This window comes from Limnohabitans parvus II-B4 (assembly GCF_003063455.1).
Classification (GTDB): domain Bacteria; phylum Pseudomonadota; class Gammaproteobacteria; order Burkholderiales; family Burkholderiaceae_C; genus Limnohabitans_A; species Limnohabitans_A parvus.
Window position 1 is genome coordinate 204,623 of sequence record NZ_NESN01000005.1, and the last position, 22,073, is coordinate 226,695.

At 59.0% G+C, this 22,073-nt stretch carries 28 protein-coding genes and 1 tRNA gene; 22 read left to right on the top strand and 7 right to left on the bottom strand.

Annotation, left to right across the window (positions count from 1 at the left end):
• Window positions 1-17: 17 nt before the first annotated feature.
• The 10 genes from hisA (at window position 18) to tatC (ending at window position 5,667) form a co-directional block, all read left to right on the top strand.
• Window positions 18-758: a 1-(5-phosphoribosyl)-5-[(5-phosphoribosylamino)methylideneamino]imidazole-4-carboxamide isomerase gene (gene hisA / locus B9Z37_RS13310; RefSeq protein ID WP_053172214.1), complete on the top strand. Its 741-nt coding sequence runs from the start codon at window positions 18-20 to the stop codon at window positions 756-758.
• A gap of 19 nt (window positions 759-777) precedes the next feature.
• Complete coding sequence (locus B9Z37_RS13315; protein WP_108313507.1) at window positions 778-1,647, top strand: D-hexose-6-phosphate mutarotase; 870 nt, start codon at window positions 778-780, stop codon at window positions 1,645-1,647.
• Between the two features lie 32 nt (window positions 1,648-1,679).
• A complete protein-coding gene (gene hisF, locus B9Z37_RS13320; protein WP_108313508.1) occupies window positions 1,680-2,480 on the top strand; it encodes an imidazole glycerol phosphate synthase subunit HisF in 801 nt (266 codons plus the stop codon).
• A gap of 2 nt (window positions 2,481-2,482) precedes the next feature.
• On the top strand, window positions 2,483-2,872 hold the full coding sequence (gene hisI / locus B9Z37_RS13325) for a phosphoribosyl-AMP cyclohydrolase (RefSeq protein ID WP_108313509.1): 390 nt from the start codon (window positions 2,483-2,485) through the stop codon (window positions 2,870-2,872).
• Between the two features lie 5 nt (window positions 2,873-2,877).
• A complete protein-coding gene (locus B9Z37_RS13330; protein WP_108313510.1) occupies window positions 2,878-3,246 on the top strand; it encodes a phosphoribosyl-ATP diphosphatase in 369 nt (122 codons plus the stop codon).
• Between the two features lie 3 nt (window positions 3,247-3,249).
• A complete protein-coding gene (locus B9Z37_RS13335; protein ID WP_108313511.1) occupies window positions 3,250-3,612 on the top strand; it encodes a DUF4870 family protein in 363 nt (120 codons plus the stop codon).
• A gap of 28 nt (window positions 3,613-3,640) precedes the next feature.
• Complete coding sequence (locus B9Z37_RS13340; RefSeq protein WP_108313512.1) at window positions 3,641-3,997, top strand: histidine triad nucleotide-binding protein; 357 nt, start codon at window positions 3,641-3,643, stop codon at window positions 3,995-3,997.
• A gap of 108 nt (window positions 3,998-4,105) precedes the next feature.
• Window positions 4,106-4,342 (top strand): Sec-independent protein translocase subunit TatA, encoded by a 237-nt coding sequence (tatA, locus tag B9Z37_RS13345; RefSeq protein WP_108313513.1) that lies wholly within the window; start codon window positions 4,106-4,108, stop codon window positions 4,340-4,342.
• A 26-nt stretch (window positions 4,343-4,368) separates the two neighbouring features.
• A complete protein-coding gene (gene tatB, locus B9Z37_RS13350) occupies window positions 4,369-4,836 on the top strand; it encodes a Sec-independent protein translocase protein TatB (RefSeq protein WP_108313514.1) in 468 nt (155 codons plus the stop codon).
• Between the two features lie 42 nt (window positions 4,837-4,878).
• The gene (gene tatC, locus B9Z37_RS13355; RefSeq protein WP_108313515.1) at window positions 4,879-5,667 is read left to right on the top strand and encodes a twin-arginine translocase subunit TatC; all 789 of its coding nucleotides are present in this window, start codon (window positions 4,879-4,881) and stop codon (window positions 5,665-5,667) included.
• Between the two features lie 75 nt (window positions 5,668-5,742).
• Here tatC and B9Z37_RS13360 read toward each other — a convergent pair whose 3' ends face one another.
• Window positions 5,743-6,900, bottom strand: a complete 1,158-nt coding sequence (locus B9Z37_RS13360) for a S1C family serine protease (RefSeq protein ID WP_108313516.1) — start codon at window positions 6,898-6,900, stop codon at window positions 5,743-5,745.
• Window positions 6,901-7,002: 102 nt separating this feature from the next.
• Here B9Z37_RS13360 and B9Z37_RS13365 point away from each other — a divergent pair, with 102 nt between their 5' ends.
• Together B9Z37_RS13365 and pdxA are read left to right on the top strand one after the other, a co-directional pair.
• The gene (locus tag B9Z37_RS13365; protein WP_108313517.1) at window positions 7,003-7,755 is read left to right on the top strand and encodes a Nif3-like dinuclear metal center hexameric protein; all 753 of its coding nucleotides are present in this window, start codon (window positions 7,003-7,005) and stop codon (window positions 7,753-7,755) included.
• 11 nt (window positions 7,756-7,766) lie between these two features.
• Complete coding sequence (pdxA, locus tag B9Z37_RS13370; protein WP_108313518.1) at window positions 7,767-8,843, top strand: 4-hydroxythreonine-4-phosphate dehydrogenase PdxA; 1,077 nt, start codon at window positions 7,767-7,769, stop codon at window positions 8,841-8,843.
• 13 nt (window positions 8,844-8,856) lie between these two features.
• On the opposite strand, the gene mscL is transcribed toward pdxA, so the two are convergent.
• Window positions 8,857-9,288: a large conductance mechanosensitive channel protein MscL gene (gene mscL / locus B9Z37_RS13375; protein WP_108313519.1), complete on the bottom strand. Its 432-nt coding sequence runs from the start codon at window positions 9,286-9,288 to the stop codon at window positions 8,857-8,859.
• Window positions 9,289-9,428: 140 nt separating this feature from the next.
• Between mscL and petA the strand changes: the two genes are divergently transcribed.
• From petA to B9Z37_RS13405, 6 genes are all read left to right on the top strand, one after another.
• Window positions 9,429-10,025, top strand: a complete 597-nt coding sequence (gene petA, locus B9Z37_RS13380) for a ubiquinol-cytochrome c reductase iron-sulfur subunit (RefSeq protein WP_108313520.1) — start codon at window positions 9,429-9,431, stop codon at window positions 10,023-10,025.
• 11 nt (window positions 10,026-10,036) lie between these two features.
• A complete protein-coding gene (locus B9Z37_RS13385) occupies window positions 10,037-11,446 on the top strand; it encodes a cytochrome b (protein ID WP_108313654.1) in 1,410 nt (469 codons plus the stop codon).
• Window positions 11,447-11,466: 20 nt separating this feature from the next.
• Window positions 11,467-12,234, top strand: a complete 768-nt coding sequence (locus B9Z37_RS13390) for a cytochrome c1 (protein WP_108313521.1) — start codon at window positions 11,467-11,469, stop codon at window positions 12,232-12,234.
• Between the two features lie 92 nt (window positions 12,235-12,326).
• Window positions 12,327-12,938, top strand: a complete 612-nt coding sequence (locus B9Z37_RS13395; RefSeq protein WP_019429763.1) for a glutathione S-transferase N-terminal domain-containing protein — start codon at window positions 12,327-12,329, stop codon at window positions 12,936-12,938.
• A gap of 18 nt (window positions 12,939-12,956) precedes the next feature.
• Window positions 12,957-13,403 (top strand): ClpXP protease specificity-enhancing factor, encoded by a 447-nt coding sequence (locus tag B9Z37_RS13400; protein WP_108313522.1) that lies wholly within the window; start codon window positions 12,957-12,959, stop codon window positions 13,401-13,403.
• 57 nt (window positions 13,404-13,460) lie between these two features.
• Window positions 13,461-13,536: transfer RNA gene (locus tag B9Z37_RS13405), tRNA-Thr, on the top strand.
• A 90-nt stretch (window positions 13,537-13,626) separates the two neighbouring features.
• Here the strand turns inward: B9Z37_RS13405 and B9Z37_RS13410 are convergent.
• On the bottom strand, window positions 13,627-13,935 hold the full coding sequence (locus tag B9Z37_RS13410) for a DciA family protein (RefSeq protein WP_108313523.1): 309 nt from the start codon (window positions 13,933-13,935) through the stop codon (window positions 13,627-13,629).
• A 227-nt stretch (window positions 13,936-14,162) separates the two neighbouring features.
• On the opposite strand from B9Z37_RS13410, the gene secA reads away from it, so the two are divergent.
• From secA to B9Z37_RS13430, 4 genes are all read left to right on the top strand, one after another.
• Window positions 14,163-16,910, top strand: coding sequence for a preprotein translocase subunit SecA (secA, locus tag B9Z37_RS13415; RefSeq protein ID WP_108313524.1), 2,748 nt, complete (start codon window positions 14,163-14,165; stop codon window positions 16,908-16,910).
• 81 nt (window positions 16,911-16,991) lie between these two features.
• Window positions 16,992-18,221: a bifunctional glutamate N-acetyltransferase/amino-acid acetyltransferase ArgJ gene (gene argJ / locus B9Z37_RS13420; RefSeq protein WP_108313525.1), complete on the top strand. Its 1,230-nt coding sequence runs from the start codon at window positions 16,992-16,994 to the stop codon at window positions 18,219-18,221.
• A complete protein-coding gene (locus tag B9Z37_RS13425) occupies window positions 18,218-19,108 on the top strand; it encodes an ATP-binding protein (protein ID WP_108313526.1) in 891 nt (296 codons plus the stop codon). The genes argJ and B9Z37_RS13425 overlap by 4 nt, the downstream gene beginning before the upstream one ends.
• On the top strand, window positions 19,105-19,587 hold the full coding sequence (locus B9Z37_RS13430; RefSeq protein WP_108313527.1) for an NUDIX domain-containing protein: 483 nt from the start codon (window positions 19,105-19,107) through the stop codon (window positions 19,585-19,587). The genes B9Z37_RS13425 and B9Z37_RS13430 overlap by 4 nt, the downstream gene beginning before the upstream one ends.
• Window positions 19,588-19,622: 35 nt before the next feature.
• On the opposite strand, the gene B9Z37_RS13435 is transcribed toward B9Z37_RS13430, so the two are convergent.
• Genes B9Z37_RS13435 through B9Z37_RS13450 form a run of 4 tightly spaced genes read right to left on the bottom strand, consistent with a single transcriptional unit; the run spans window position 19,623 to window position 22,073 of the window.
• Window positions 19,623-19,838, bottom strand: coding sequence for a DNA gyrase inhibitor YacG (locus B9Z37_RS13435; RefSeq protein WP_108313528.1), 216 nt, complete (start codon window positions 19,836-19,838; stop codon window positions 19,623-19,625).
• A complete protein-coding gene (gene zapD / locus B9Z37_RS13440; protein ID WP_108313529.1) occupies window positions 19,835-20,590 on the bottom strand; it encodes a cell division protein ZapD in 756 nt (251 codons plus the stop codon). Before zapD ends, B9Z37_RS13435 begins: the two co-directional genes overlap by 4 nt.
• Window positions 20,591-20,612: 22 nt before the next feature.
• Window positions 20,613-21,230, bottom strand: a complete 618-nt coding sequence (coaE, locus tag B9Z37_RS13445) for a dephospho-CoA kinase (RefSeq protein ID WP_108313530.1) — start codon at window positions 21,228-21,230, stop codon at window positions 20,613-20,615.
• A 3-nt stretch (window positions 21,231-21,233) separates the two neighbouring features.
• Complete coding sequence (locus tag B9Z37_RS13450; RefSeq protein WP_108313531.1) at window positions 21,234-22,073, bottom strand: prepilin peptidase; 840 nt, start codon at window positions 22,071-22,073, stop codon at window positions 21,234-21,236.

Genomic DNA, 22,073 nt, shown 5'->3' on the forward strand with positions numbered 1-22,073 from the left:
CCTGCTTTTAATTCGCCATGATTCTGATCCCCGCCATTGACCTCAAAGACGGCCACTGCGTTCGCCTCAAGCAAGGCGATATGGACCAAGCCACGACCTTCGGTGAAGACCCGGCCGCCATGGCCCGCACTTGGCTCGAAAAAGGCGCACGCCGCCTGCACCTGGTGGATCTGAATGGCGCCTTCGCGGGCAAGCCGCAAAACTTCAGCGCCATCAAGTCCATCCTCAAGGCCGTGGGCGACGACATTCCAGTGCAATTGGGTGGCGGTATCCGCGATCTGGACACGATCGAAAAATACATCGACAGCGGCCTGCGCTACGTCATCATCGGCACCGCCGCCGTCAAGAACCCCGGCTTTTTGAAAGACGCCTGCACTGCCTTTGGCGGCCACATCATCGTCGGCCTGGACGCCAAAGATGGCAAAGTCGCCACCGACGGCTGGAGCAAGCTCACGGGTCACGAAGTGGTGGACTTGGCCAAGAAGTTCGAAGACTGGGGCGTCGAGTCCATCATCTACACCGACATCGGCCGCGACGGCATGCTCAGCGGCATCAACATTGACGCCACCGTCAAGCTGGCCCAAGCCCTCACCATCCCTGTGATCGCCTCGGGCGGCCTGTCCAACATGGCTGATATTGAGCAGCTGTGCGCTGTCGAAGACGAAGGCGTGGAAGGCGTGATCTGCGGTCGCGCCGTGTATTCGGGCGACCTCGATTTCGCGCTGGCGCAGCAACGCGCCGACGAACTCAACGGTTGAACCCCACAGGAAACGCCTCATGACTGCGCAGGCCATTTGTCGCGACACCGTGTTCGCAGGCCTGCCGGCTTGCGAGTTGTCGCTGCCAGCAGGCGACCGCCTGGTGGTGGCACTGCACGGCGCGCATGTGCTGTCTTGGGTATCGGGCGGGCAAGAGCGGCTGTACCTCAGCCCCCAAAGCGTGATGGACGGCCAAGCTGCCATCCGCGGCGGTGTCCCCGTGTGCTTTCCGCAGTTCAACCAACGCGGCCCCATGGCCGACCGTTTGCCCAAACACGGCTTTGCCCGCAACGTGGCCTGGCAAGCCGATGCGGCTGAACTGAGCGATGACCATGCCCGCCTCACACTGCGCCTGAAAGACAACGCCCAAACCCGCGCCTGGTGGCCCCAAGCCTTTGCCTTGGCGCTGCACATCGACCTGAGTCCGGGTGCCTTGCAACTGACGCTGGATGTGCACAACACAGACACCCAAGCGCTGGCGTTCTCTGGCGCACTGCACACCTATTTGGCCGTGCCCGACGTGACGCAGGCCACGCTGCAGGGCCTGGGCGGTCAGCCCGAGTGGGATTCACTCACCGACACCCATGCGCCCGCTGTCGACACGCTGCGGTTTGCTGCCGAATTTGACCGCGTGTACGAAGCGGCACCCAACACGGCCGCGTTGCCGATGACGCTGAACCAGTCCCTGCAGATCAGCCAAAGCCCAAGCTGGGCCAACACCGTGGTCTGGAACCCCGCGCAAGACCTGTGCAAGCGCCTGGCCGACATGCCCGAAGACGGCTGGCGGCACATGATGTGCGTCGAAGCCGCTCAGGTCTACACACCCATCACCTTGCCTGCGGGCGGGCGCTGGACGGGCTGGCAACGCTTGCAAGTGCTGAAACCCTAAAACCCTGAACCCATTCAACAAGAGAAGTCTCCATGCTCGCCAAACGCATCATCCCTTGCCTCGACGTGACCGGCGGTCGCGTGGTCAAGGGCGTCAACTTTGTCGAACTGCGCGACGCCGGAGACCCGGTTGAAATCGCGGCCCGTTACAACGAGCAAGGCGCTGACGAACTCACGTTTTTGGACATCACCGCCACCAGCGACGGGCGCGACGTGATCCTGCACATCATCGAAGCCGTGGCCAGCCAGGTCTTTATTCCGCTCACCGTAGGCGGTGGTGTGCGCACCGTCGAAGACGTGCGCCGCTTGCTCAACGCCGGGGCCGACAAGACCAGTTTCAACTCGGCGGCCATTGCCAACCCGCAAGTCATCCGCGAAGCCTCTGCCAAATACGGCGCGCAGTGCATCGTGGTCGCTATTGACGCCAAGCGCCGCACGCCCGAAGACGAGCAACGCATCGGCACCCACGGTCTGCCCATGGGCCCCGGCTGGGATGTGTACAGCCACGGCGGCCGCAAAAACGTGGGCCTGGACGCGGTGGCCTGGGCCACCCAAATGGCCGAATACGGCGCGGGCGAAATCCTGCTCACCAGCATGGACCGCGACGGCACCAAAAGCGGCTTTGACCTCCAACTGACCCGCGCAGTGAGCGACGCGGTCAGCGTGCCCGTGATCGCATCCGGCGGCGTGGGCAATCTCGACCACCTGGCCGACGGCGTGAGCATCGGTGGTGCGGACGCCGTGCTGGCGGCCAGCATCTTCCACTACGGTGAATACACCGTGCAACAAGCCAAAGAGCGCATGCGCGAACGAGGCATTCCGGTCAGGTTGTGAACATGAATTGGCTCGACTCCATCAAATGGGACGACAGAGGCCTGGTGCCTGTGATCGCCCAAGAAAAAGACACTGGTGATGTGCTGATGTTCGCTTGGATGAACCGCGAGGCGCTGCAAAAGACGGCCGAACTCAAGCGGGCGGTGTATTTCAGCCGTTCACGCAACAAGCTGTGGTTCAAGGGCGAAGAGTCGGGCCATGTGCAGACGGTGCATGACATCCGCATCGATTGCGACAACGATGTGGTGCTGCTCAAAATCACCCAGCTGGGGCACGAGCCGGGCATTGCCTGCCACACGGGCCGTCACAGCTGCTTTTTCCAGAGCCTGCAAGCCGACGAGTGGCAGGCGGCTGATCCGGTCCTGAAAGACCCCGAAACCATTTACAAGTGAGCGCCATGAGTAACCAGGACATCCTTGACCGCCTCGCAGCTGTGGTCGAAAGCCGCAAGGTCATCAACGGCGGCGACCCCGAAAAAAGTTATGTGGCCCGCCTGCTGCACAAAGGGCCTGACGCCTTTTTGAAGAAGATTGGCGAAGAAGCCACCGAGACCGTGATGGCCGCCAAAGACGTGGACCATGGCGGGGACAAAACCAAGCTGGTGGGTGAGGTTGCCGACCTGTGGTTCCACAGCATGATCGCGCTGGCGCACTACGGCCTGACGCCTGCCGACGTGGTCAATGAGCTGGCCCGCCGTGAGGGCCTGAGCGGCCTGGAAGAAAAAGCCCTGCGCAAAGTGCAAGAGCGTGAGCGTTTGGGCGAATAAACCATGACCGATCAGCCTGTGGACGACAGCACCCACACCATCAGTTGGGTCAGTTACATCCTGCACCTGATCGTGGCCGTGAGCGCCATCGTGCCGGGTGCACAGATGGGCCCGGCTTTGCTGGTGGTGGCGCTCATCATCGATTTGGTCAAAAAAGGCGACACCACAGGCTGGGAAGCCACACATTTCAGCTACCGCATCCGCACCGTCATCTGGGTGGCGGTGCTGTATCTGGTGACTTTGCCTCTGTGGCTGTTCTTTTTCTTCCCAGGCTGGCTGGCTTGGGTGGGCATCTCCATCTGGTTTTTGTACCGCATCGTGCGGGGCATGGTGCGCCTGAACACGCAGCAGCCCGTGACCGACTGAATTTTTGACTTTGAATCTCGCTCCAACCATGACCGACGCCAACTGCCTTTTTTGCAAAATCATCGCGGGCAAAATCCCGTCGCGCAAAGTGCACGAAGACGACCATGTGTTCGCCTTTCACGACATCGCACCTTGGGCACCCGTTCATTTCCTGATCATTCCCAAGCTGCACATCCCGTCAATGGCACATCTGGCCCCGGAGCATGCAGGTTTGATGGGGCACATGATGACCTTGGCCCCGAAGCTGGCCCAGCAGGAGGGCTGCAACCCCTATCCCGACGGAGGGTTCCGGATCGTGGTCAACAACGGGGCCGAGGGTGGGCAGGAAGTGCACCACCTGCACATGCACGTCATGGGTGGCCCGCGCCCTTGGCTCAGGGGTTAAACGGGCTCGCAAACAAGCACTTGGGCCTTAATTCCTTGTCGGCTCAAGGCAGATCCTATTCCGGGTGTGACACCCCTTAGAATCCAGCAACAACGTTAGGAGATATTCATGGGTTCCTTTTCCATTTGGCACTGGCTGATCGTGCTGTTGATCGTGGTCATGGTGTTTGGCACAAAAAAGCTCAAAAACATGGGCTCTGACCTGGGTGGTGCCGTCAAAGGTTTCAAAGACGGCATGAAAGACGGCGGCAAGTCCGATGAGGTCGCTCCCGCTGCGGGCCAAGTCGCTTCCTCTGCGCAGGCTGAAAAGACCACCATCGATGTCGAAGCCAAGACCAAGTCTTGAGCGTTTGAACGAACGAACGCTGTACTGTGCTTGATTTAGGTATTTCAAAAATGGCGCTGATCGGCGTCGTGGCGTTGATCGTCATCGGCCCCGAAAAGCTGCCCAAAGTGGCCCGGACCCTGGGCACTTTGCTGGGCAAGGCGCAGCGTTATGTGGCCGACGTCAAGGCCGAGGTCAACCGGTCCATGGACCTGGAAGAGCTCAAGAAAATGAAAGAGTCGATGGAGACGGCTGCACGCGATGTCGAGCAGACGGTCCAGACCACCGCTTCAGATTTTGAAAAAGACTGGGCCGACACCACGGCAGGCCTGACCCATGATCTGCCTGAACTCGAGACGCCGCCACCTGAGTACAAACGCCCGGACAAAAATTGGCGTCTCAAGCGTGGCGCGGTGCCTCAGTGGTACAAAGCGCGCTCGGGTGTCCGTACCAAGGCCCTTTCCGGGGCTGCGCGCGTAGCACGTTACCGGCCCAAGTCCCTCAACTCTCTGTGATGGCCGCGCACCTTGGGTGCAGGTCTTCCAACCCACTTCGCCATGTCTGACTCCCATCCCAAGCCCGAAGACGAACTTGCCGGTTCAGAGCAGCCGTTCGTGGCGCATTTGATTGAATTGCGTGACCGCTTGATCTGGGCGGTGGCGGCGGTGGCGATCGCGGCCGCTGCTTTGGCGATTTACCCAGGCCCTGGCGATCTGTATGACATCCTGGCTGCGCCCTTGATCGTCCATTTGCCCAAAGGCGCGACCTTGATTGCCACCTCGGTGATCTCGCCTTTCATGGTGCCGCTCAAGATTTTGTTGATGGCGGCGTTTCTGATCGCCTTGCCCGTGGTGCTTTATCAAGTTTGGGCCTTCATCGCGCCGGGGCTGTATGCCCATGAAAAAAAACTGGTGATGCCCCTGGTGGTGTCCAGTACCGTGCTCTTTTTCATTGGCGTGGCATTTTGCTATTTCTTTGTCTTTGGTCAGGTGTTCAGTTTCATTCAGAGCTTTGCCCCCAAAAGCATCACGGCTGCGCCTGACATTGAAGCGTATTTGAGCTTCGTGTTGACCATGTTCTTGGCCTTTGGTTTGGCGTTTGAGGTACCTGTGGCGGTGGTGGTGCTGGCCCGCATGGGCGTGGTCAGCATCCAAAAACTGAAGGATTTCAGGGGTTACTTCGTGGTACTGGCTTTTGTCATTGCCGCTGTGGTCACCCCACCCGATGTGGTGTCGCAGCTGGCGCTGGCCATTCCGATGTGCTTGCTGTACGAGTTGGGGATCTGGGCTGCACAGATTTTCATCAAGCACACGCAGGCACCCGCAGAGCCAGAAGACGCTGCTTGAAGGCATCAGACATCCAAAACAAAAGAGGCCGACAGGCCTCTTTTGCATGGAGCAGGGCATTGTTGCCACTATGGATTATTTGCGGAGCTTGCCGGCAGCAGGGCGTTCGGCAGGTGTCAGGCGCAGATTGATCTCGCCTTGGCGTCGCCAGACGTGTATCTCAGCCGGTGCACCGGGTTTCAAGCCGGCGACCTGTGTCAACAGCTCGGCCACGTTGTGCACGGGTTGCCCTGCCACTTTGACGATCACATCACCGGGTCGGATGCCCGCCGTGGCGGCTGGTCCGTTTTTGAGCACGCCGGTGATCACCACGCCCTCAGGCAGGGGTAGGCCCGATTTGGGCAGTTGGAAGCTCTCAGCCAGTTCGGGCGACATGTCTTGCGGCTCAACCCCGATCCAGCCTCGGATGACTTTGCCGTTTTTCAGCAAATCCTGCATGACTTGTTGGGCTGTGGAAATCGGGATCGCAAAGCCAATGCCCATGCTACCGCCTGAACGCGAGTAAATGGCTGTGTTGATGCCCATCAGGTGGCCATTCACATCGACCAATGCGCCGCCCGAATTGCCGGGGTTGATGGCGGCATCGGTCTGAATGAAGTTTTCGAAGGTGTTGATGCCCAGTTGGCTGCGGCCTAAGGCGCTGACGATGCCCGATGTCACGGTTTGTCCCACACCAAAAGGGTTGCCAATGGCCAGCACCACATCGCCCACCTGCAGGTTTTGGATTTGCCCCAGCACAATCACAGGCAATTTGTCGAGGGTGATTTTGAGCAGCGCTAGATCGGTGTCGGGGTCGGTGCCAATGACTTTGGCTGCAGCGCGTCGGCCATCGGCCAACACGACTTCGATGTCGTCAGCGTCTTCAATGACATGGTTGTTGGTCAGGATGTGGCCTTCGGGGCTGACGATGACGCCACTGCCCAACCCGGCCGGATTTTGTTCTTCTTGCTCACCGTTGAAAAACTTGAACCAAGGGTCTTGGCTTTGCGGGGGCAGGCTGTTGGCCTTGCTGGTGTTGATGCTGACCACCGCTGGAGACGCTTGCCGGGCTGGTGCGCTCAGGCTGCCCACCGGACGGCTCAGGGGTGAACCTGCGGGGGCTTGCAGCAAAGTCATGCCGTCGGTGGAACGCTGCGCGTTGCGCAGCCATTCGGGCTGGAGCGTGGCGACCACAAACCAGACCGCCAGCAAGACCGTCACCCATTGGGAAAAGAGAAGCCAATAACGTTTCATGGTGACAGATTGTCCTTGATTCGCAATAACCACAACCCCATGCGAATCAACTCACGAATGCCTTGCGCCACAATACCAACTCAAGACAGAAAGCTCCCTACGATGACCCATGCCAACATCCTGGGCCAGGCCTTTGATGCCTTGCTCCAACCCGACAAGTTCCGCGATTACGGCCCCAATGGCCTGCAGGTCGAAGGGGACCGCGACGTGAAATTGCTGGTCAGCGGCGTCACAGCCAGCCGTGCCCTGATCGAAGCCGCCATTGAAGCCGATGCCGATGCCATTTTGGTGCACCATGGCCTGTTCTGGCGTGGCCAGGATGGGCGCGTCACAGGCTGGATGCGGGAGCGGCTGCGCTTGTTGCTGACCCACGGCATTCACCTGTTTGCTTACCACTTGCCGCTCGATGCCCACCCCGAATTGGGCAACAACGCCCAATTGGCGCGCGTGCTGGGCTTGCAGATAGAGGGCCGTTTTGGCGAACAAGACTTGGGTTTTTTGGGGGCGGGCACACCCGACTGGTCTAGTTCTCAGGTTCTGGCCGATCATGTGGCGGCTGTTCTTGGGCATTCCGTGACCTGTGTTGGCGGCACCGACAGGCCTGTTCGCCGTGTGGCTTGGTGCACTGGCGGCGCGCAAGGCTATTTTGAGTCGGCCATTGCCCAAGGTGTGGATGCTTTCATCACGGGTGAAATTTCGGAGCCTCAAGCCCATCTGGCTAAAGAAACAGGCGTTGCCTTTCTGGCGTGTGGCCACCATGCAAGTGAACGCTATGGCGCTCCGGCTGTTGCAGCGCGGGTGGCGCAAGACCTGGGTTTGCAGCACCGATTCATTGAAATTGACAACCCGGCCTGAGGTGCACCTGCATGACATCCGAATCCGCCCTGCAGACCCCCTTGATCCGGCATCCCATCGCCATCACACCGGGCGACCCTTGCGGCATTGGTCCTGAAATCATTGCCCGTGCTTGGTGCCTAGCACCCGAGGTGACTCAGGCTTGTTTTGTGGCGGGCGATGTGGGCCTGATGCGCCGAGCGATGGCCTTGGTGCAAGCGGTGCCGACTTTTCCGGTTTGTGAAATCCAGACACCTGCAGAGGCCTTGTCCGTGCCGCCGCGCTGCCTGCCCGTGTTGCAGGTGGTGCCTGTTGCGCCTGTGCTGCCTTGGGGGCAGGTCGATGCCCGTGCGGGGCAATTGGCGGGTGATGCCGTGTTGTGGGCCACCCGTGCGGCTTTGCGGGGCGAGGTGGCCGCGCTGGTGACGGCCCCTTTGCACAAGGAGGCCTTGCATGAGGCTGGCGCGCCTTACAACCAATACCCCGGTCACACCGAATTGCTGCAAGCCGAGGCGGCCCGGCATGCGGGTGTGCCGGTCGAGCAAATGCCTGTGCGCATGATGCTGGCCAACGATGAGCTGCGGACGGTACTGGTGAGCATTCATGTGTCCTTGCGCGATGCGCTGGAGGCCATCACGGTCGAGCGTGTGTTGCAAACTTTGCGCATCACCGATGCGTCATTGGCAAAAATTTTGGGCCACAGACCGCGCATGGCTGTTGCAGGCGTCAATCCGCATGCAGGCGAGGGTGGTTTGTTTGGCCGTGAAGAAATCGAAATTCTGCAGCCCTGCCTGGCTCTGGCCATGCAGGAGGGGCTGGATGTGCATGGCCCTTATGCCCCCGACACCGTTTTCATGCGGGCTCGAAAACAGGCTGATGGCCGGCGTGAATTTGACGTGGTCATCGCGATGTACCACGACCAAGGCTTGATCCCGGTCAAGTACTTAGGGGTGGAGCAGGGGGTCAATGTGACCCTGGGCTTGCCTCTGGTCAGGACCAGTCCAGACCATGGCACGGCCATGGACTTGGCGGGCAAAGGCTTGGCCGATGCCCGCAGCATGATCGAGGCCATTCGCATGGCGCGGCAAATGGTCAGCGGCGCGCACTGAACTTTGGTGCGTGTTAGACCTTGTTTTTGAGGCTGTCGCGGATTTCGCGCAGCAGCAAAACGTCTTCGGGTGTGATGGGGGCTGCAGCGGGAGCCGTGGGTTCGGGCTTGGCGGCTGTCAAACGGTTCATCTGGCGGATCATGACGAAGATGATGAAAGCCAGGATGATGAAGTTCAGCGCCACGGTGATGAAGCTGCCGTAAGCGAAGACAGCCCCCAGTTTTTTGGCTTCGACCAGCGAGAGGTCTGCAGCCTGTCCTGCCAGTGCGATGTAGTAACTGGAAAAATCCAACCCGCCAAAGGCTTTGCTGACCAGCGGCATGATCAGGTCGCCCACCACCGAGTCGACGATTTTGCCAAATGCACCGCCAATGATCACACCAACGGCCAAGTCCATGACGTTGCCTTTTACGGCAAAAGATTTGAATTCCTGAGCAAATGACATCTCTATGGCTCCAAAAAATAATGCAATGCTGTGCATTGTGACCCAAGAATGATCACTGGTTTGGTCTTGTAAGTCGGTTGTTTGTTTCACTCCGCTACAATCCCGGGTTGACCCTGATAACGACTCGCTAGAGGATTCCCATGAGTGACACCCCAGTCGACAGCAGCAAACGGACCTGGCTGATTGCCTCCGGTTGCGCAGGTGCCGTAGGCGCTGGCTTTGTGGCCACCCCCTTCGTCAGCAGCTTTCAACCCTCCGAACGCGCCAAAGCGGCCGGCGCGGCTGTTGAAGTGGATATTTCCGCTTTGAACCCGGGCGAGAAGCTGACCGTCGAATGGCGCGGCAAGCCCGTATGGATCATGAAGCGCTCTCCTGAGCAGCTCGAATCCCTCAAAAAGATCGAAGGCCAGCTGGCCGATCCAGCCTCGGATCGCAACGCTTACCCGACCCCCGAATACGCCAAGAACGGACACCGTTCCATCAAGCCCGAAATCATGGTGGCTGTGGGCATTTGTACCCACTTGGGTTGCTCGCCAGGCGACAAGTTCGCCACAGGCGCCCAGCCATCTCTGCCCGATGATTGGGCGGGTGGTTTCTTGTGCGCTTGCCATGGCTCGACATTCGACCTGGCTGGCCGCGTGTTCAAGAACAAGCCTGCCCCTGACAACCTCGAAGTGCCTCCGCACATGTACCTGTCTGACACCAAATTGATCATTGGTGAAGACAAGAAGGCTTGATGGAGAACAACATGGCTGAATTCAAAGAAATCTCCCCCAACGCCCCCGTTGGTGAAAAACTGCTCAACTGGGTGGACAACCGTTTCCCGGCTTCCAAGCTGTACAAGGAACACCTGTCCGAGTACTACGCACCCAAAAACTTCAACTTCTGGTATTTCTTCGGCTCGCTGGCTTTGCTGGTGCTGGTGATTCAGATCGTGACCGGCATTTTCCTGGTCATGCACTACAAGCCTGATGCGGCTGTGGCTTTCGCCTCTGTCGAATACATCATGCGCGATGTGCCATGGGGATGGCTGATCCGCTACATGCACTCCACCGGCGCTTCTGCGTTCTTCATCGTGGTGTACCTGCACATGTTCCGTGGCCTGATTTACGGCAGCTACCGCAAGCCACGCGAGCTGGTCTGGATCTTCGGTTGCGCGATTTTCTTGTGCCTGATGGCAGAAGCCTTCATGGGTTATCTGTTGCCTTGGGGCCAGATGTCCTACTGGGGTGCTCAGGTGATCGTGAACTTGTTCTCTGCCATTCCTTTCATTGGTCCTGACTTGGCTTTGCTGATTCGTGGTGATTTCGTGGTCGGCGATGCCACCCTGAACCGATTCTTCAGCTTCCACGTGATTGCGGTGCCTTTGGTCTTGCTGGGGCTGGTCGTGGCGCACATCATTGCCTTGCACGAAGTCGGCTCCAACAACCCCGATGGTGTTGAAATCAAGGGTCCGAATGCCCCCAAAGATGCCCAAGGTCATCCTCTGGACGGTATTCCATTTCATCCTTACTACTCGGTGCACGACATCATGGGCGTGAGCGTCTTCCTGATGGCGTTCACTGCGATCGTGTTCTTCGCGCCTGAATTCGGTGGTTACTTCCTCGAATACAACAACTTCATTCCGGCCGATCCGCTGACCACACCTTTGCACATTGCCCCCGTGTGGTACTTCACACCGTTCTACTCGATGCTGCGTGCCATCACCAGCGAGATGATGTACGCCTTGATCGCTTGCGTCGTGATTGGTGCCGTGCTGGCTGTGGCCAAGGGCAAATTGCCTCAGCTGCTCAAGGGCGCTGTGATCGGTGCGGCCGTGGTGATCTCTGCCCTGATGCTGGCCATTGATGCCAAGTTCTGGGGTGTGGTCGTCATGGGTGGCGCTGTCGTGATCCTGTTCTTCCTGCCATGGCTCGACAACAGCCCTGTCAAGTCGATCCGCTACCGTCCAGACTGGCACAAGTATTTGTATGCCGTGTTCGTGATCAACTTCCTGATCCTGGGCTACCTCGGTGTTCAGCCACCATCGCCTATCGGTGAACGTGTCTCCCAAGTCGGTTCTTTGTTCTATTTCGGCTTCTTCCTGTTGATGCCTTGGTGGAGCAAGCTGGGCACGCCCAAGCAGGTTCCTGACCGCGTGACCTTCACGCCTCACTGAGATCACGGAGATTCAAGAACATGAAAAACCTCAAGAAACTCGCACTGGGCTTTGTGATGGCCCTCGGTCTGATGGCCGGTGCCCAAGCCTCTGGCGGTGGCGCCATTGCCTGGGACAAAGCACCCATCAAGACCAATGATCTGGCCTCTTTGCAAAACGGCGCCAAGCTGTTCGTCAACTACTGCCTGAATTGCCACTCGGCTGCTTTCATGCGCTACAACCGCCTGAAAGACATCGGTTTGACCGAGCAGCAGATCAAGGACAACCTCTTGTTTGCCACGACCAAAGTCGGCGACACCATGAAGTCGGCGATTGATCCCTTGCAAGCCAAAGAGTGGTTCGGTAAAAACCCACCCGACTTGACCTTGATGACGCGTTCGCGTTCGGGCCATGGCGGTACAGGTGCTGACTACCTCTACACCTACCTGCGCAGCTACCACCGTGATGCGACCAAGCCAACTGGCTGGAACAACATGGCTTTCCCGAACGTGGGCATGCCCAACGTGTTGTGGGAATTGCAAGGCGAGCGTGAACCCGTCTTCGAAGAAAAAGAAGAGCATGGTCACACCGTGCAAATTTTCAAAGGCTGGAAGCAAACCAAGCCCGGCACGATGACACCTTTGCAATACGACCAGGCTGTGGGTGACTTGGTCAACTACATGCAGTGGATGGCCGAGCCAGCGCAAAACACCCGTGTTCGCATTGGCGTCTGGGTCCTGATTTTCTTGTCGTTCTTCACCTTTATCGCCTGGCGTTTGAATGCCGCGTATTGGAAAGACATCAAGTAATTGATCTTTCACCCGGCCATGCGTCGGGTTCTGTGGAGTGGTGGGTTCAAAAGACCCCCCACTCTTTTTGATTTTTTGAGGAGCCTCTTGCCATGATGGTGCTTTATTCCGGAACCACTTGTCCTTTTTCCCATCGTTGCCGCTTTGTGCTGTTTGAAAAAGGCATGGACTTCGAAATCCGCGATGTGGACCTGTACAACAAGCCCGAAGACATCAATGTGATGAACCCGTACGGCCAGGTTCCCATTCTGGTTGAACGCGACCTGATCTTGTACGAATCGAACATCATCAATGAGTACATCGACGAGCGCTTCCCTCATCCGCAATTGATGCCTGGTGACCCGGTTGACCGTGCCCGCGTGCGCTTGTTCTTGCTCAACTTTGAGAAAGAACTGTTTGCACATGTGTTGACGCTTGAAAACCGTGCCCTCAAAGGCAACGACAAAGCCCTGGAAAAAGCCCGTTCGCACATCCGCGACCGCTTGACCCAGCTGGCTCCGGTGTTCCTGAAGAACAAGTTCATGTTGGGTGACAACTTCTCGATGCTCGACGTGGCGATTGCACCGCTGCTTTGGCGTCTGGACTACTACGGCATTGAACTCAGCAAAAACGCGGCGCCTTTGCTCAAGTACGCTGAGCGCATCTTCTCGCGTCCTGCCTACATCGAGGCGCTGACGCCGTCTGAAAAGGTCATGCGCAAGTAAGTTCGGCTGGAGCCTACGATGATCAGTGCTGCCGAATTGCCTTCCACGCGCCCTTATTTGATCCGCGCTTTGTACGAGTGGTGTTCCGAAAATGGGTTCACGCCTTACGTGGCCGTCAAGGTGGACAACTCCGTGCAGGTGCCGCGGGAGTACGTGCAAGGGGGCGAAATTGTGCTGAACGTCAGCATGGATGCCACCAGTTCGCTCAAGCTGGGCAATGAGTTCATTGAATTCAAAGCCCGGTTTGGCGGCAAGCCGCGTGACATCATGGTGCCAATCCATCGGGTCATGGCCATTTATGCCCGTGAAAATGGCCAGGGCATGGCATTTCCTGTGAGTGATGACGAGTCGCCTGCAGCGGGCTTGTCTGCTGTGGACGTGTCGGAAAGCGCTTCGGACCAGGGCGACGAGCCCACGCCGCCACCGACAACGTCTGCGCGTCCTGCACTCAAACGCATCAAGTAAAAAATTAACGAACCGAGTCCCTGATATGGGTCAGGATCAAGTTAGAATCTAGCCCGTGCCGCTTTAGCTCAGTTGGTAGAGCACCCGCCTTGTAAGCGGTAGGTCGTCAGTTCGAATCCGACAAGCGGCACCACAAACCTGAAAAGGCCCTGATCCACGATCAGGGCCTTTTTTTTGCTTTTGAAGTAAAGCGTCAAGCATGTTTCGCCCAAGCCACCGACGCTCAAAGGGTGCGGTTTTGCACCTTGATGCGGATCGAGCTCACGCCCAGGTCTTTTTGGTTCAGGTGCGCTTGGAAGGCCGGCACCAATTGGCGCAATTTGGCGGCCACTGCATTGGAGCTGACCAGCAAGCACCAGCAGCCGTCCTCAATGGGTCCAGCTTGCACGCTGGCCCGTAAAGGGGCGGGCAACAAGCTTCGAATGGCCGTGAGCCTGGCCGATGACTCGCGCACCAAACTCGCCAGTCGGGCAAAAGTGGGTGACTCTTGCGCAGCTTGCTGCAATGGAATGGCTTGGTGGCGTCTTTGCATGTTGGGCAGTCGGATGCGCCATTATCCGGCAGTGGGCAAGGCTTCGGTCAGGCCGGGGAAAACGGGCATGCCCAGAGGCTAAAATCATCAGGTTAGGCTGGCGCTTGTGGCGGCCGGCTGGTGGCACAGGGTTTCCCAACCCGCAGGCCCGGTTTTTCTGAACCCTTTAACTTGACAGGATAGACGGTCTGTTTCTCAGCCATTGGCTGAAGGTGGATCTTGTAGACATGGCCATCCCATTCCTCACTAAAATTTTCGGCAGCCGAAACGACCGCCTGCTCAAGCAATACCGCAAAACGGTGGAGCGCATCAACGCACTGGAAGCCGGACTGGAGTCTTTGAGCGACGACGAATTACGCGGCAAGACCCAGAGCTTCCGGGAGCGTTTTGCCGCAGGCGAAACACTGGATGCCTTGATGCCGGAAGCCTTTGCCGTGGTGCGTGAAGGCTCCAAGCGCGTCATGAAGATGCGGCACTTCGATGTGCAGCTGGCTGGTGGCATCGCGTTGCACAACGGCAAGATTGCCGAGATGCGCACGGGCGAAGGCAAAACCCTGACCTCGACGCTGCCCGCTTACCTGAATGCCTTGGCCAGCAAGGGTGTGCACGTGGTGACCGTGAACGATTACCTGGCCAGCCGCGATGCGAAATGGATGGGCAAGCTGTTCAATTTTCTGGGTTTGTCGGTGGGTATCAACTTGGCCCAGATGTCGCGTGAAGAAAAGCAAGCGGCTTACAACTCGGACATCACCTACGGCACCAACAACGAATACGGTTTTGACTACCTGCGCGACAACATGGTCTACGAAGCCCATGACCGCGTGCAGCGCCCCCTGAACTACGCCATCATCGACGAGGTCGACTCGATTCTCATCGACGAGGCCCGCACACCCCTGATCATCAGCGGTCAGGCCGAAGACCACACTGCCACTTACCTGTCGATGAAGCAGGTGGTGCCTTTGCTCACCCGCCAGGAAGGCGAAGCCGACCCCCGCACGGGCGAGGGCATCATCACCCCCGGTGACTTCACACTGGATGAAAAATCACACCAGATTTTTCTGACCGAGCAAGGCCATGAAAAAGCCGAAGCGGTGTTGGCGCAAATGGGCTTGATCCCTGAAGGCGCAAGCCTGTACGACCCCGCCAACATCACATTGATGCACCACCTGAACGCGGCCTTGCGTGCGCAGCACCTGTACCACCGCGACCAGCACTATGTGGTGCAAGAAGGTGAAATCGTCATCGTGGACGAGTTCACGGGCCGCTTGATGACAGGCCGCCGCTGGAGCGATGGCTTGCACCAGGCCGTGGAAGCCAAAGAGGGTGCGCAGATCCAGGCCGAAAACCAGACCTTGGCCTCCATCACGTTCCAGAACTATTTCCGCCTGTACAACAAGATCGGCGGCATGACCGGAACGGCCGACACCGAGGCGTATGAGTTTCAGGAAATCTACGGCCTGGAGACCGTGGTCATTCCGCCGCACCGCAAGAGCCAACGCGAAGACCAGTTGGACCGTGTCTACAAGACTTCGCAAGAGCGCTACACGGCTGCGATTGCCGACATTCGTGAATGTCACGAGCGTGGCCAGCCTGTTCTGGTGGGCACCACATCGATTGAAAACTCGGAGCTGATTGCCCAGCTGCTGACGCAAGAGAAGCTGCCCCACCAAGTGCTCAACGCCAAGCAGCACGCCCGTGAGGCCGACATCGTGGCGCAAGCAGGCCGCCCCGGCATGATCACGATCGCCACCAACATGGCCGGTCGCGGCACCGACATCGTGCTGGGTGGCAACATTGAAAAAGACATCCAAGCCGTTGAGACCGACGAAAGTTTGTCTGAAGATGCACGCCAAGCCCGCGTGGCCGAATTGCGTGAGCAATGGAAGCTTGTGCACGAACAGGTCAAGGCTTTGGGCGGCTTGCGCATCATCGCCACAGAGCGTCACGAGTCACGCCGCATTGACAACCAGCTGCGTGGCCGTTCGGGCCGTCAGGGTGATCCCGGCTCTTCGCGTTTCTACTTGAGCCTGGACGATCCGCTCATGCGCATTTTTGCGGGTGACCGCGTGCGCTCCATCATGGACCGCTTGAAGATGCCCGAAGGTGAAGCCATTGAAGCGGGCATCGTCACACGCAGCATTGAAAGTGCCCAGCGCAAGGTCGAGGGACGCAACTTCGATATCCGCAAGCAATTGCTGGAATACGACGATGTGTCCAACGACCAGCGCAAGGTGATTTACCAGCAGCGCAACGATATTCTGGATGCACAAGACTTGAATAGCCAGATTGCTTCGCTGCGTGAAGGCTGCTTCAACGATCTGGTGCGTCAATATGTGCCCGTGGAGTCGGTGGAAGAGCAATGGGACTTGGCCAGCCTTGAAAAAGCGCTGACCGATGAGTGGCTGCTCAATGTGCCCTTGCGTGACAAGGTGCAGGCTTCCAATGCCATCACCGATGAAGAAATTCTGGAAATGGTGGTGGCCGCCGCCAACGCGCATTTCCAAGCCAAGCTCGACAGCGTGGGTGCTGACAACTTCACCTCGTTTGAGCGCATGGTTTTGCTGCAAAGCATCGACACGCACTGGCGCGAGCACCTGAGTGCGCTCGACTATCTGCGCCAGGGCATCCACTTGCGTGGTTACGCCCAAAAGCAGCCCAAGCAGGAATACAAGCGCGAAGCGTTTGAGCTGTTTGGCCAGTTGCTCGATGCCGTCAAAAACGAAGTCACCCGCACCTTGATGACCGTGCGCATCGATTCGGGTGACCAGATCGACCAAGCGGCCCACGACATTGAAGAGCGTGCCGAACACATCAGCAATGTGACTTACAGTGCGCCGGACGAGTCGGGCCAGCCCCAAACCGTGGCGGCAGATCTGGCGGGTCTGCAGCAAGAGTGGGGCCCTGTGGGGCGAAATGAGCCATGCCCATGTGGCAGTGGCAAGAAGTTCAAACAATGCCACGGCAAACTCGCCTGAGTTTGCTGCGCGGATGAAACGGGCTTCGGCCCGTTTTGTTTGTGTACCGCCAAACCATCACCGTTATTTTGAAAGACCACCATGCCTGTGAATTTGCCACCACTGGATCCTGCACAACTGAAGCCCATTGCGGGCGTTCGCATTGGCATTGCCGAGGCCGGTGTGCGCAAGGCCAGCCGCAAGGACCTGACTGTGTTTTTGCTGGACGAGGGTGCCAGCGTGACCGGGGTGTTCACCAGCAACCGTTTTTGTGCTGCACCGGTGCAGGTGTGCCGTGAACATTTGGCGGCAGGCAGTGCTGTTCGTGCCTTGGTCATCAACACCGGCAACGCCAATGCGGGCACTGGCGCACCCGGCCTGGCCCATGCGCGGCAGACCTGTGATGCCTTGGCCGCTTTGCTGCAATGCACGCCCGCGCAGGTCTTGCCGTTTTCGACAGGCGTGATCATGGAGCCGCTGCCCGTGGACCGCATCGTGGCGGGCTTGCCCGCTGCTTTGGCCGACGCGCAAGCCGCCCATTGGGCCAAGGCCGCCGTGGGCATCATGACCACCGACACCGTGCCCAAAGCCGCCAGTGCGCAAGTGAAAGTGGGCGGTCAAACCGTCAGCATTACGGGCATCAGCAAAGGCGCAGGAATGATCCGTCCCAACATGGCCACCATGTTGGGCTTTGTGGCCACAGACGCTTGCATCGACCCCGCCTTGTTGCCCGTGCTGGCCAAGCAGCTGGCCGATGGCTCGTTCAACCGCATCACCATCGATGGCGACACCTCGACCAACGACTCGTTCATGCTGATCGCCACGCACAAGGCCGGTCATGCACCGGTCACCTCGCTCGACAGCGAAGACGGTCAGGCCTTGGTGCAGGGCCTGATGCAGGTGGCCCGCCAACTGGCGCATGCCATCGTGCGCGATGGTGAAGGCGCGACCAAGTTCATCACGGTGCAGGTCGAGGGTGGCCGCACAGGCGAAGAGTGCCGTCAGGTGGCATATGCCATCGCGCATTCGCCCTTGGTCAAAACCGCTTTTTTTGCCAGCGACCCCAACCTGGGCCGCATTTTGGCGGCGGTGGGCTATGCAGGTATCACCGATCTGGACCAGGGCCTGATCGAGCTGCATCTGGACGATGTGCATGTGGTCTCTCAGGGAGGACGCCGCGCTGAATACCGCGAAGAAGATGGTCAGCGCGTCATGAAGGGCAGCGAGATCACCGTGCGTGTGGGCCTGGGTCGTGGCACCGCCACCGACACCGTCTGGACTTGTGACCTGAGCCACGAATACGTCACCATCAACGCCGATTACCGTTCATGAATTCACCAGCCACCTCCGCCTTGGACCAACTGCTGGCCAAAGTCAGCCAGTTGGTGGACCGCATCGAATCGGTCTTGCCTCAACCTTTATCGGCACCCGACTGGACGCAGGCCATCGCCTGGCGCTACCGCAAGCGCTCGTCCGGTCACGGTGTCCTGGAGCCGGTACGCCATGTGGCGGCCATGACGCTTTCGGACCTGAAGGAAATCGACGACCAGAAAGAAAAGTTGCAGCGCAACACCGAGCAGTTTGTGCACGGCCATCCCGCCAACAACGTGCTGCTGACCGGCGCACGCGGCACCGGCAAGTCGTCGCTCATCAAGGCTTGCCTGAACACCTATGCGGCTCAAGGCTTGCGCCTGATCGAGGTGGACAAGGAAGACCTCACCGATTTGCCCGACATCATCGAGGTGGTGGCGGGCCGCGATGAAAAGTTCATTGTGTATTGCGATGACCTGAGCTTTGAGGACGGTGAGCCGGGCTACAAGGCCCTCAAATCCATCCTCGACGGCACCGTGGCGGCATCGACCCCCAATGTGCTGGTCTACGCCACCAGCAACCGCCGCCACTTGTTGCCCGAGTACATGAGCGAAAACCTCACTTACAAGCACACCGACGACGGCGAAGTGCACCCGGGCGAGGGCGTGGAGGAAAAAATTTCCTTGTCCGAGCGCTTTGGCCTGTGGATCAGTTTTTACCCCTTCTCGCAAGACGAGTACCTGACCATCGCTGGTCAGTGGCTCAGCGCCTTGGGGGCCACGCCTGCACAGATCGCTGCTGCACGCCCTGATGCACTGCTGTGGGCTTTGGAGCGCGGCTCGCGCAGCGGCCGTGTGGCCTACCAGTTTGCACGCGACATGATGGGTCGCCAATCGGACCAGGCATGAGCAACGGCCTGCTGGTGGCCGATGGCGAACGTGCGCGCGAGGACCTGCGCGCTGACCAAGCCCCGCGTTCAGTGGTCGATGTCGCGGTGGGCGTGCTGATGCAAGCCGATGGCCAGTTTTTGCTCACCTCGCGCCCCGAAGGCAAGGTGTATGCAGGCTACTGGGAATTCCCGGGCGGCAAGCTGGAAGCGGGTGAGTCGGTCGAACAAGCCCTGCGCCGTGAATTGCAAGAAGAGCTGGGCATCACGATCGGTGAGGCGCAGGCCTGGAAAACCCAGATGGTCGATTACCCGCACGCGCTGGTGCGGCTGCACTTTTGCAAGGTGTGGGATTGGCAAGGCGAGCTGCAAATGCGCGAAGCGCAGTCACATGCCTGGCAGACGCTGCCCGTAGCGGTCACGCCAGTGCTGCCGGGCACCATTCCTGTTTTGGCTTGGTTTGCCGAGGAGCGTCAGTTCACAGGGGCCACGCACGCCTGAGTCCGCTGGCGGGTTTTGCCAGGCGAACTCGGTGCTTATTGCAGGCGCGGATCGCCAAAAGGCTCGTCGGGCGGTGTTTCGTCGGGCAGTTTGAACTCTTCGCTGGCCCAGGCGCCCAGGTCGACCCCCTTGCAGCGTGCGCTGCAAAACGGGCGATAAGGGTTGGTGCTGCTGTAAAGGCTGGTGCCTGCGCAGGCAGGGCAGCGCACCTTGCGGGGCGCGAAGTCTTGAGGCTGGTTCGAATCGCTCATGCGCACAAAGACATTTCAAAAGGCACATCATCGGTGGTGGCCACCAATTTGCCATCGCCTTGCTGGTGCATCATGCGGATCACCACCAGCAAACGGTTGCAACTGATTTCGGGGGTGATGCCCAGTGCCGGGTTGATTTTGAGGCGCAGCAACTGAAAGGTGCGGCCTTGCGGCAGGTTTTGCTGCAATTGGCCAGCTGTCGCCATCACTTTTTGGCTGCTGCCCGATTCACGCAGCATTTGCAGCAACAACTGGATGGCTTGTGCCAAGGGGGCAAACGGTGCCACCCATTGCGCCAAATCGCTGGCGCGGCTTGGCGCATCGTGGTGTTGCCAAGCGTAATAGGCGGGTAAATCAAACTCGCAGGTACCGCCCGGGATGACCGCACGGCTGCGCAAAGCCATCAGGAAATCGTTGTCGTTGAGACTTTGGCCAATTTTTCCGCTGACCCGGTTGAGCGATTCAAAGTGCTCATCCAGCTGCGCGATCAGGCCGTCAAGGGCTTTTTCGGAAATGGCCGGGTTGCCACGGTAGCCGTTGTAGAGCTGCTTTTGGCGTTCCAGATCCTTCAGAACGTCAGATTTGAGTTCTGAGCGCGATGCCACTTCGATGATTTCAAACAAAGTGGTGAGCGCAAAGTGGTGGTCCAAGGCCTCTGTTCGGGCCATCAATTGGCCCAGGCGGTTGAACAGTTGTTGCAGGCGCAGGTAAGTGCGTATGCGTTCGTTAAAAGGGTATTCGTACAGTATCACGCGGCGTCTTCCAGTGCCGCCATCATAGCCCGAAGTCAGCAGCCACTTGGGCCACCTGGGCCTCTAATTCAGCCAGACTCAGCCCTTGGTTGAAGATCACCACATCGGCACTGGCCAAGCGTTGTGCCCGTGAGGCTTGCAAGGCGATGATGCGGTCAATTTCTTCGGCTGCCAGACCACTTCGGGTCATGACCCTTTGGCGCTGGGTTGCTGCATCGCAATCGACCACGATCACCCGGTCAACTTGCCTGCGCCAACGCTCGCCCGACTCCACCAGCAGGGGCACATCGAACACGAGGCAACGTTGGCCGTTTTGCAGGGCGGCCTGTGCCTGTTCTGCGGTGATCAGGCTGACCAGGGGGTGAATGATGGCTTCGAGCTTCTTTTTGGCATCGGCATTTTTGAAAATCTGTTCGCGCATGGCTTGCCGGTCCATCGCGCCGTGGGCATCGATCATCTCGGGGCCAAAGACTTGGGCAATCGGGGCGATTGCCCGCCCGCCCGGTGCCGTCACGCTGCGTGAAATCGCGTCAGCGTCGATCACGGCTGCGCCGCGGGCCGCCAGCAGGCTTGCCACCGTGCTTTTGCCGCTGCCAATGCCACCGGTCAGGCCGATGCGCCAAATACGCTGAGTGTTCATGGTTTAAACAGGCAAGACGGGCAGGGGGCCAAAGGCCATGACCCACAAACCCGCCAGGGCCAAAAAGGGACCAAACGGAATATAGCCGTCTTCGGGCAGGCGCTGGCGCACACGCAGCCAGATACCCACGGCCGCACCTGTGATGGACGCGATCAGCACCAGCGACAGCAAGGCGGGCCAGCCCAGCCAAGCACCCAGTGCGGCCAGCAGTTTGAAGTCACCTTGGCCCATGCCTTCTTTGCCGGTCACCCCTTTGAACAGCCAATAAACCGACCATAAAAAGAGGTAACCCGCCACAGCCCCCCACAAGGCCGTGGGCAAACTGACATCGCTCAGCCCCAGGCTGGCCGCCAACAAACCGGCCCACACCAAGGGTTGAGTGATGGCATCGGGCAGCAAAGTGGTGTCGGCGTCAATGGCTGCAAGGGTCAGCAAAGCGGCTGCAAAACCCGCCCAGGCCAAAGCAGCGCCGCTCAGGCCGTATCGGGAAAAGCTCCAGGCAAACAGGGCCGCGGTCAGCAGTTCCATGGCGGGGTAGCGCCAGCCAATCGGGGCATGGCATTGGCGACAGCGCCCTTGGAGCCAAACATAGCTGAGCACCGGGATTTTTTCGGCCCACGGCAAGACATGGCCGCAGTGGGGGCAGTGCGAGCCGGGCACGGCGATGTTGTAGGGCTTGGTTGCCGGCAGGGGGGGGGGATTGTCGGGGGCTTGTTCATGGCTCGCCTCAGCCCACTGTGCCTCCAGCATGCGGGGCAGGCGGTGAATGACCACGTTCAGGAAGCTGCCCACCACCAAGCCCAATAGCGCCGCAGCGCCCCATAGGAATTCATCGGCAGCCAT

Bases quoted from the DNA above. Each gene is read 5' to 3' on its own strand.
- hisA (WP_053172214.1), top strand. From the start codon at position 18: ATGATTCTGATCCCCGCCATTGACCTCAAAGACGGCCACTGCGTTCGC.
- B9Z37_RS13315 (WP_108313507.1), top strand. From the start codon at position 778: ATGACTGCGCAGGCCATTTGTCGCGACACCGTGTTCGCAGGCCTGCCG.
- hisF (WP_108313508.1), top strand. From the start codon at position 1,680: ATGCTCGCCAAACGCATCATCCCTTGCCTCGACGTGACCGGCGGTCGC.
- hisI (WP_108313509.1), top strand. From the start codon at position 2,483: ATGAATTGGCTCGACTCCATCAAATGGGACGACAGAGGCCTGGTGCCT.
- B9Z37_RS13330 (WP_108313510.1), top strand. From the start codon at position 2,878: ATGAGTAACCAGGACATCCTTGACCGCCTCGCAGCTGTGGTCGAAAGC.
- B9Z37_RS13335 (WP_108313511.1), top strand. From the start codon at position 3,250: ATGACCGATCAGCCTGTGGACGACAGCACCCACACCATCAGTTGGGTC.
- B9Z37_RS13340 (WP_108313512.1), top strand. From the start codon at position 3,641: ATGACCGACGCCAACTGCCTTTTTTGCAAAATCATCGCGGGCAAAATC.
- tatA (WP_108313513.1), top strand. From the start codon at position 4,106: ATGGGTTCCTTTTCCATTTGGCACTGGCTGATCGTGCTGTTGATCGTG.
- tatC (WP_108313515.1), top strand. From the start codon at position 4,879: ATGTCTGACTCCCATCCCAAGCCCGAAGACGAACTTGCCGGTTCAGAG.
- B9Z37_RS13360 (WP_108313516.1), bottom strand. From the start codon at position 6,900: ATGAAACGTTATTGGCTTCTCTTTTCCCAATGGGTGACGGTCTTGCTG.
- B9Z37_RS13365 (WP_108313517.1), top strand. From the start codon at position 7,003: ATGACCCATGCCAACATCCTGGGCCAGGCCTTTGATGCCTTGCTCCAA.
- pdxA (WP_108313518.1), top strand. From the start codon at position 7,767: ATGACATCCGAATCCGCCCTGCAGACCCCCTTGATCCGGCATCCCATC.
- mscL (WP_108313519.1), bottom strand. From the start codon at position 9,288: ATGTCATTTGCTCAGGAATTCAAATCTTTTGCCGTAAAAGGCAACGTC.
- petA (WP_108313520.1), top strand. From the start codon at position 9,429: ATGAGTGACACCCCAGTCGACAGCAGCAAACGGACCTGGCTGATTGCC.
- B9Z37_RS13385 (WP_108313654.1), top strand. From the start codon at position 10,037: ATGGCTGAATTCAAAGAAATCTCCCCCAACGCCCCCGTTGGTGAAAAA.
- B9Z37_RS13390 (WP_108313521.1), top strand. From the start codon at position 11,467: ATGAAAAACCTCAAGAAACTCGCACTGGGCTTTGTGATGGCCCTCGGT.
- B9Z37_RS13395 (WP_019429763.1), top strand. From the start codon at position 12,327: ATGATGGTGCTTTATTCCGGAACCACTTGTCCTTTTTCCCATCGTTGC.
- B9Z37_RS13400 (WP_108313522.1), top strand. From the start codon at position 12,957: ATGATCAGTGCTGCCGAATTGCCTTCCACGCGCCCTTATTTGATCCGC.
- B9Z37_RS13410 (WP_108313523.1), bottom strand. From the start codon at position 13,935: ATGCAAAGACGCCACCAAGCCATTCCATTGCAGCAAGCTGCGCAAGAG.
- secA (WP_108313524.1), top strand. From the start codon at position 14,163: ATGGCCATCCCATTCCTCACTAAAATTTTCGGCAGCCGAAACGACCGC.
- argJ (WP_108313525.1), top strand. From the start codon at position 16,992: ATGCCTGTGAATTTGCCACCACTGGATCCTGCACAACTGAAGCCCATT.
- B9Z37_RS13425 (WP_108313526.1), top strand. From the start codon at position 18,218: ATGAATTCACCAGCCACCTCCGCCTTGGACCAACTGCTGGCCAAAGTC.
- B9Z37_RS13430 (WP_108313527.1), top strand. From the start codon at position 19,105: ATGAGCAACGGCCTGCTGGTGGCCGATGGCGAACGTGCGCGCGAGGAC.
- B9Z37_RS13435 (WP_108313528.1), bottom strand. From the start codon at position 19,838: ATGAGCGATTCGAACCAGCCTCAAGACTTCGCGCCCCGCAAGGTGCGC.
- coaE (WP_108313530.1), bottom strand. From the start codon at position 21,230: ATGAACACTCAGCGTATTTGGCGCATCGGCCTGACCGGTGGCATTGGC.
- B9Z37_RS13450 (WP_108313531.1), bottom strand. From the start codon at position 22,073: ATGGCTGCCGATGAATTCCTATGGGGCGCTGCGGCGCTATTGGGCTTG.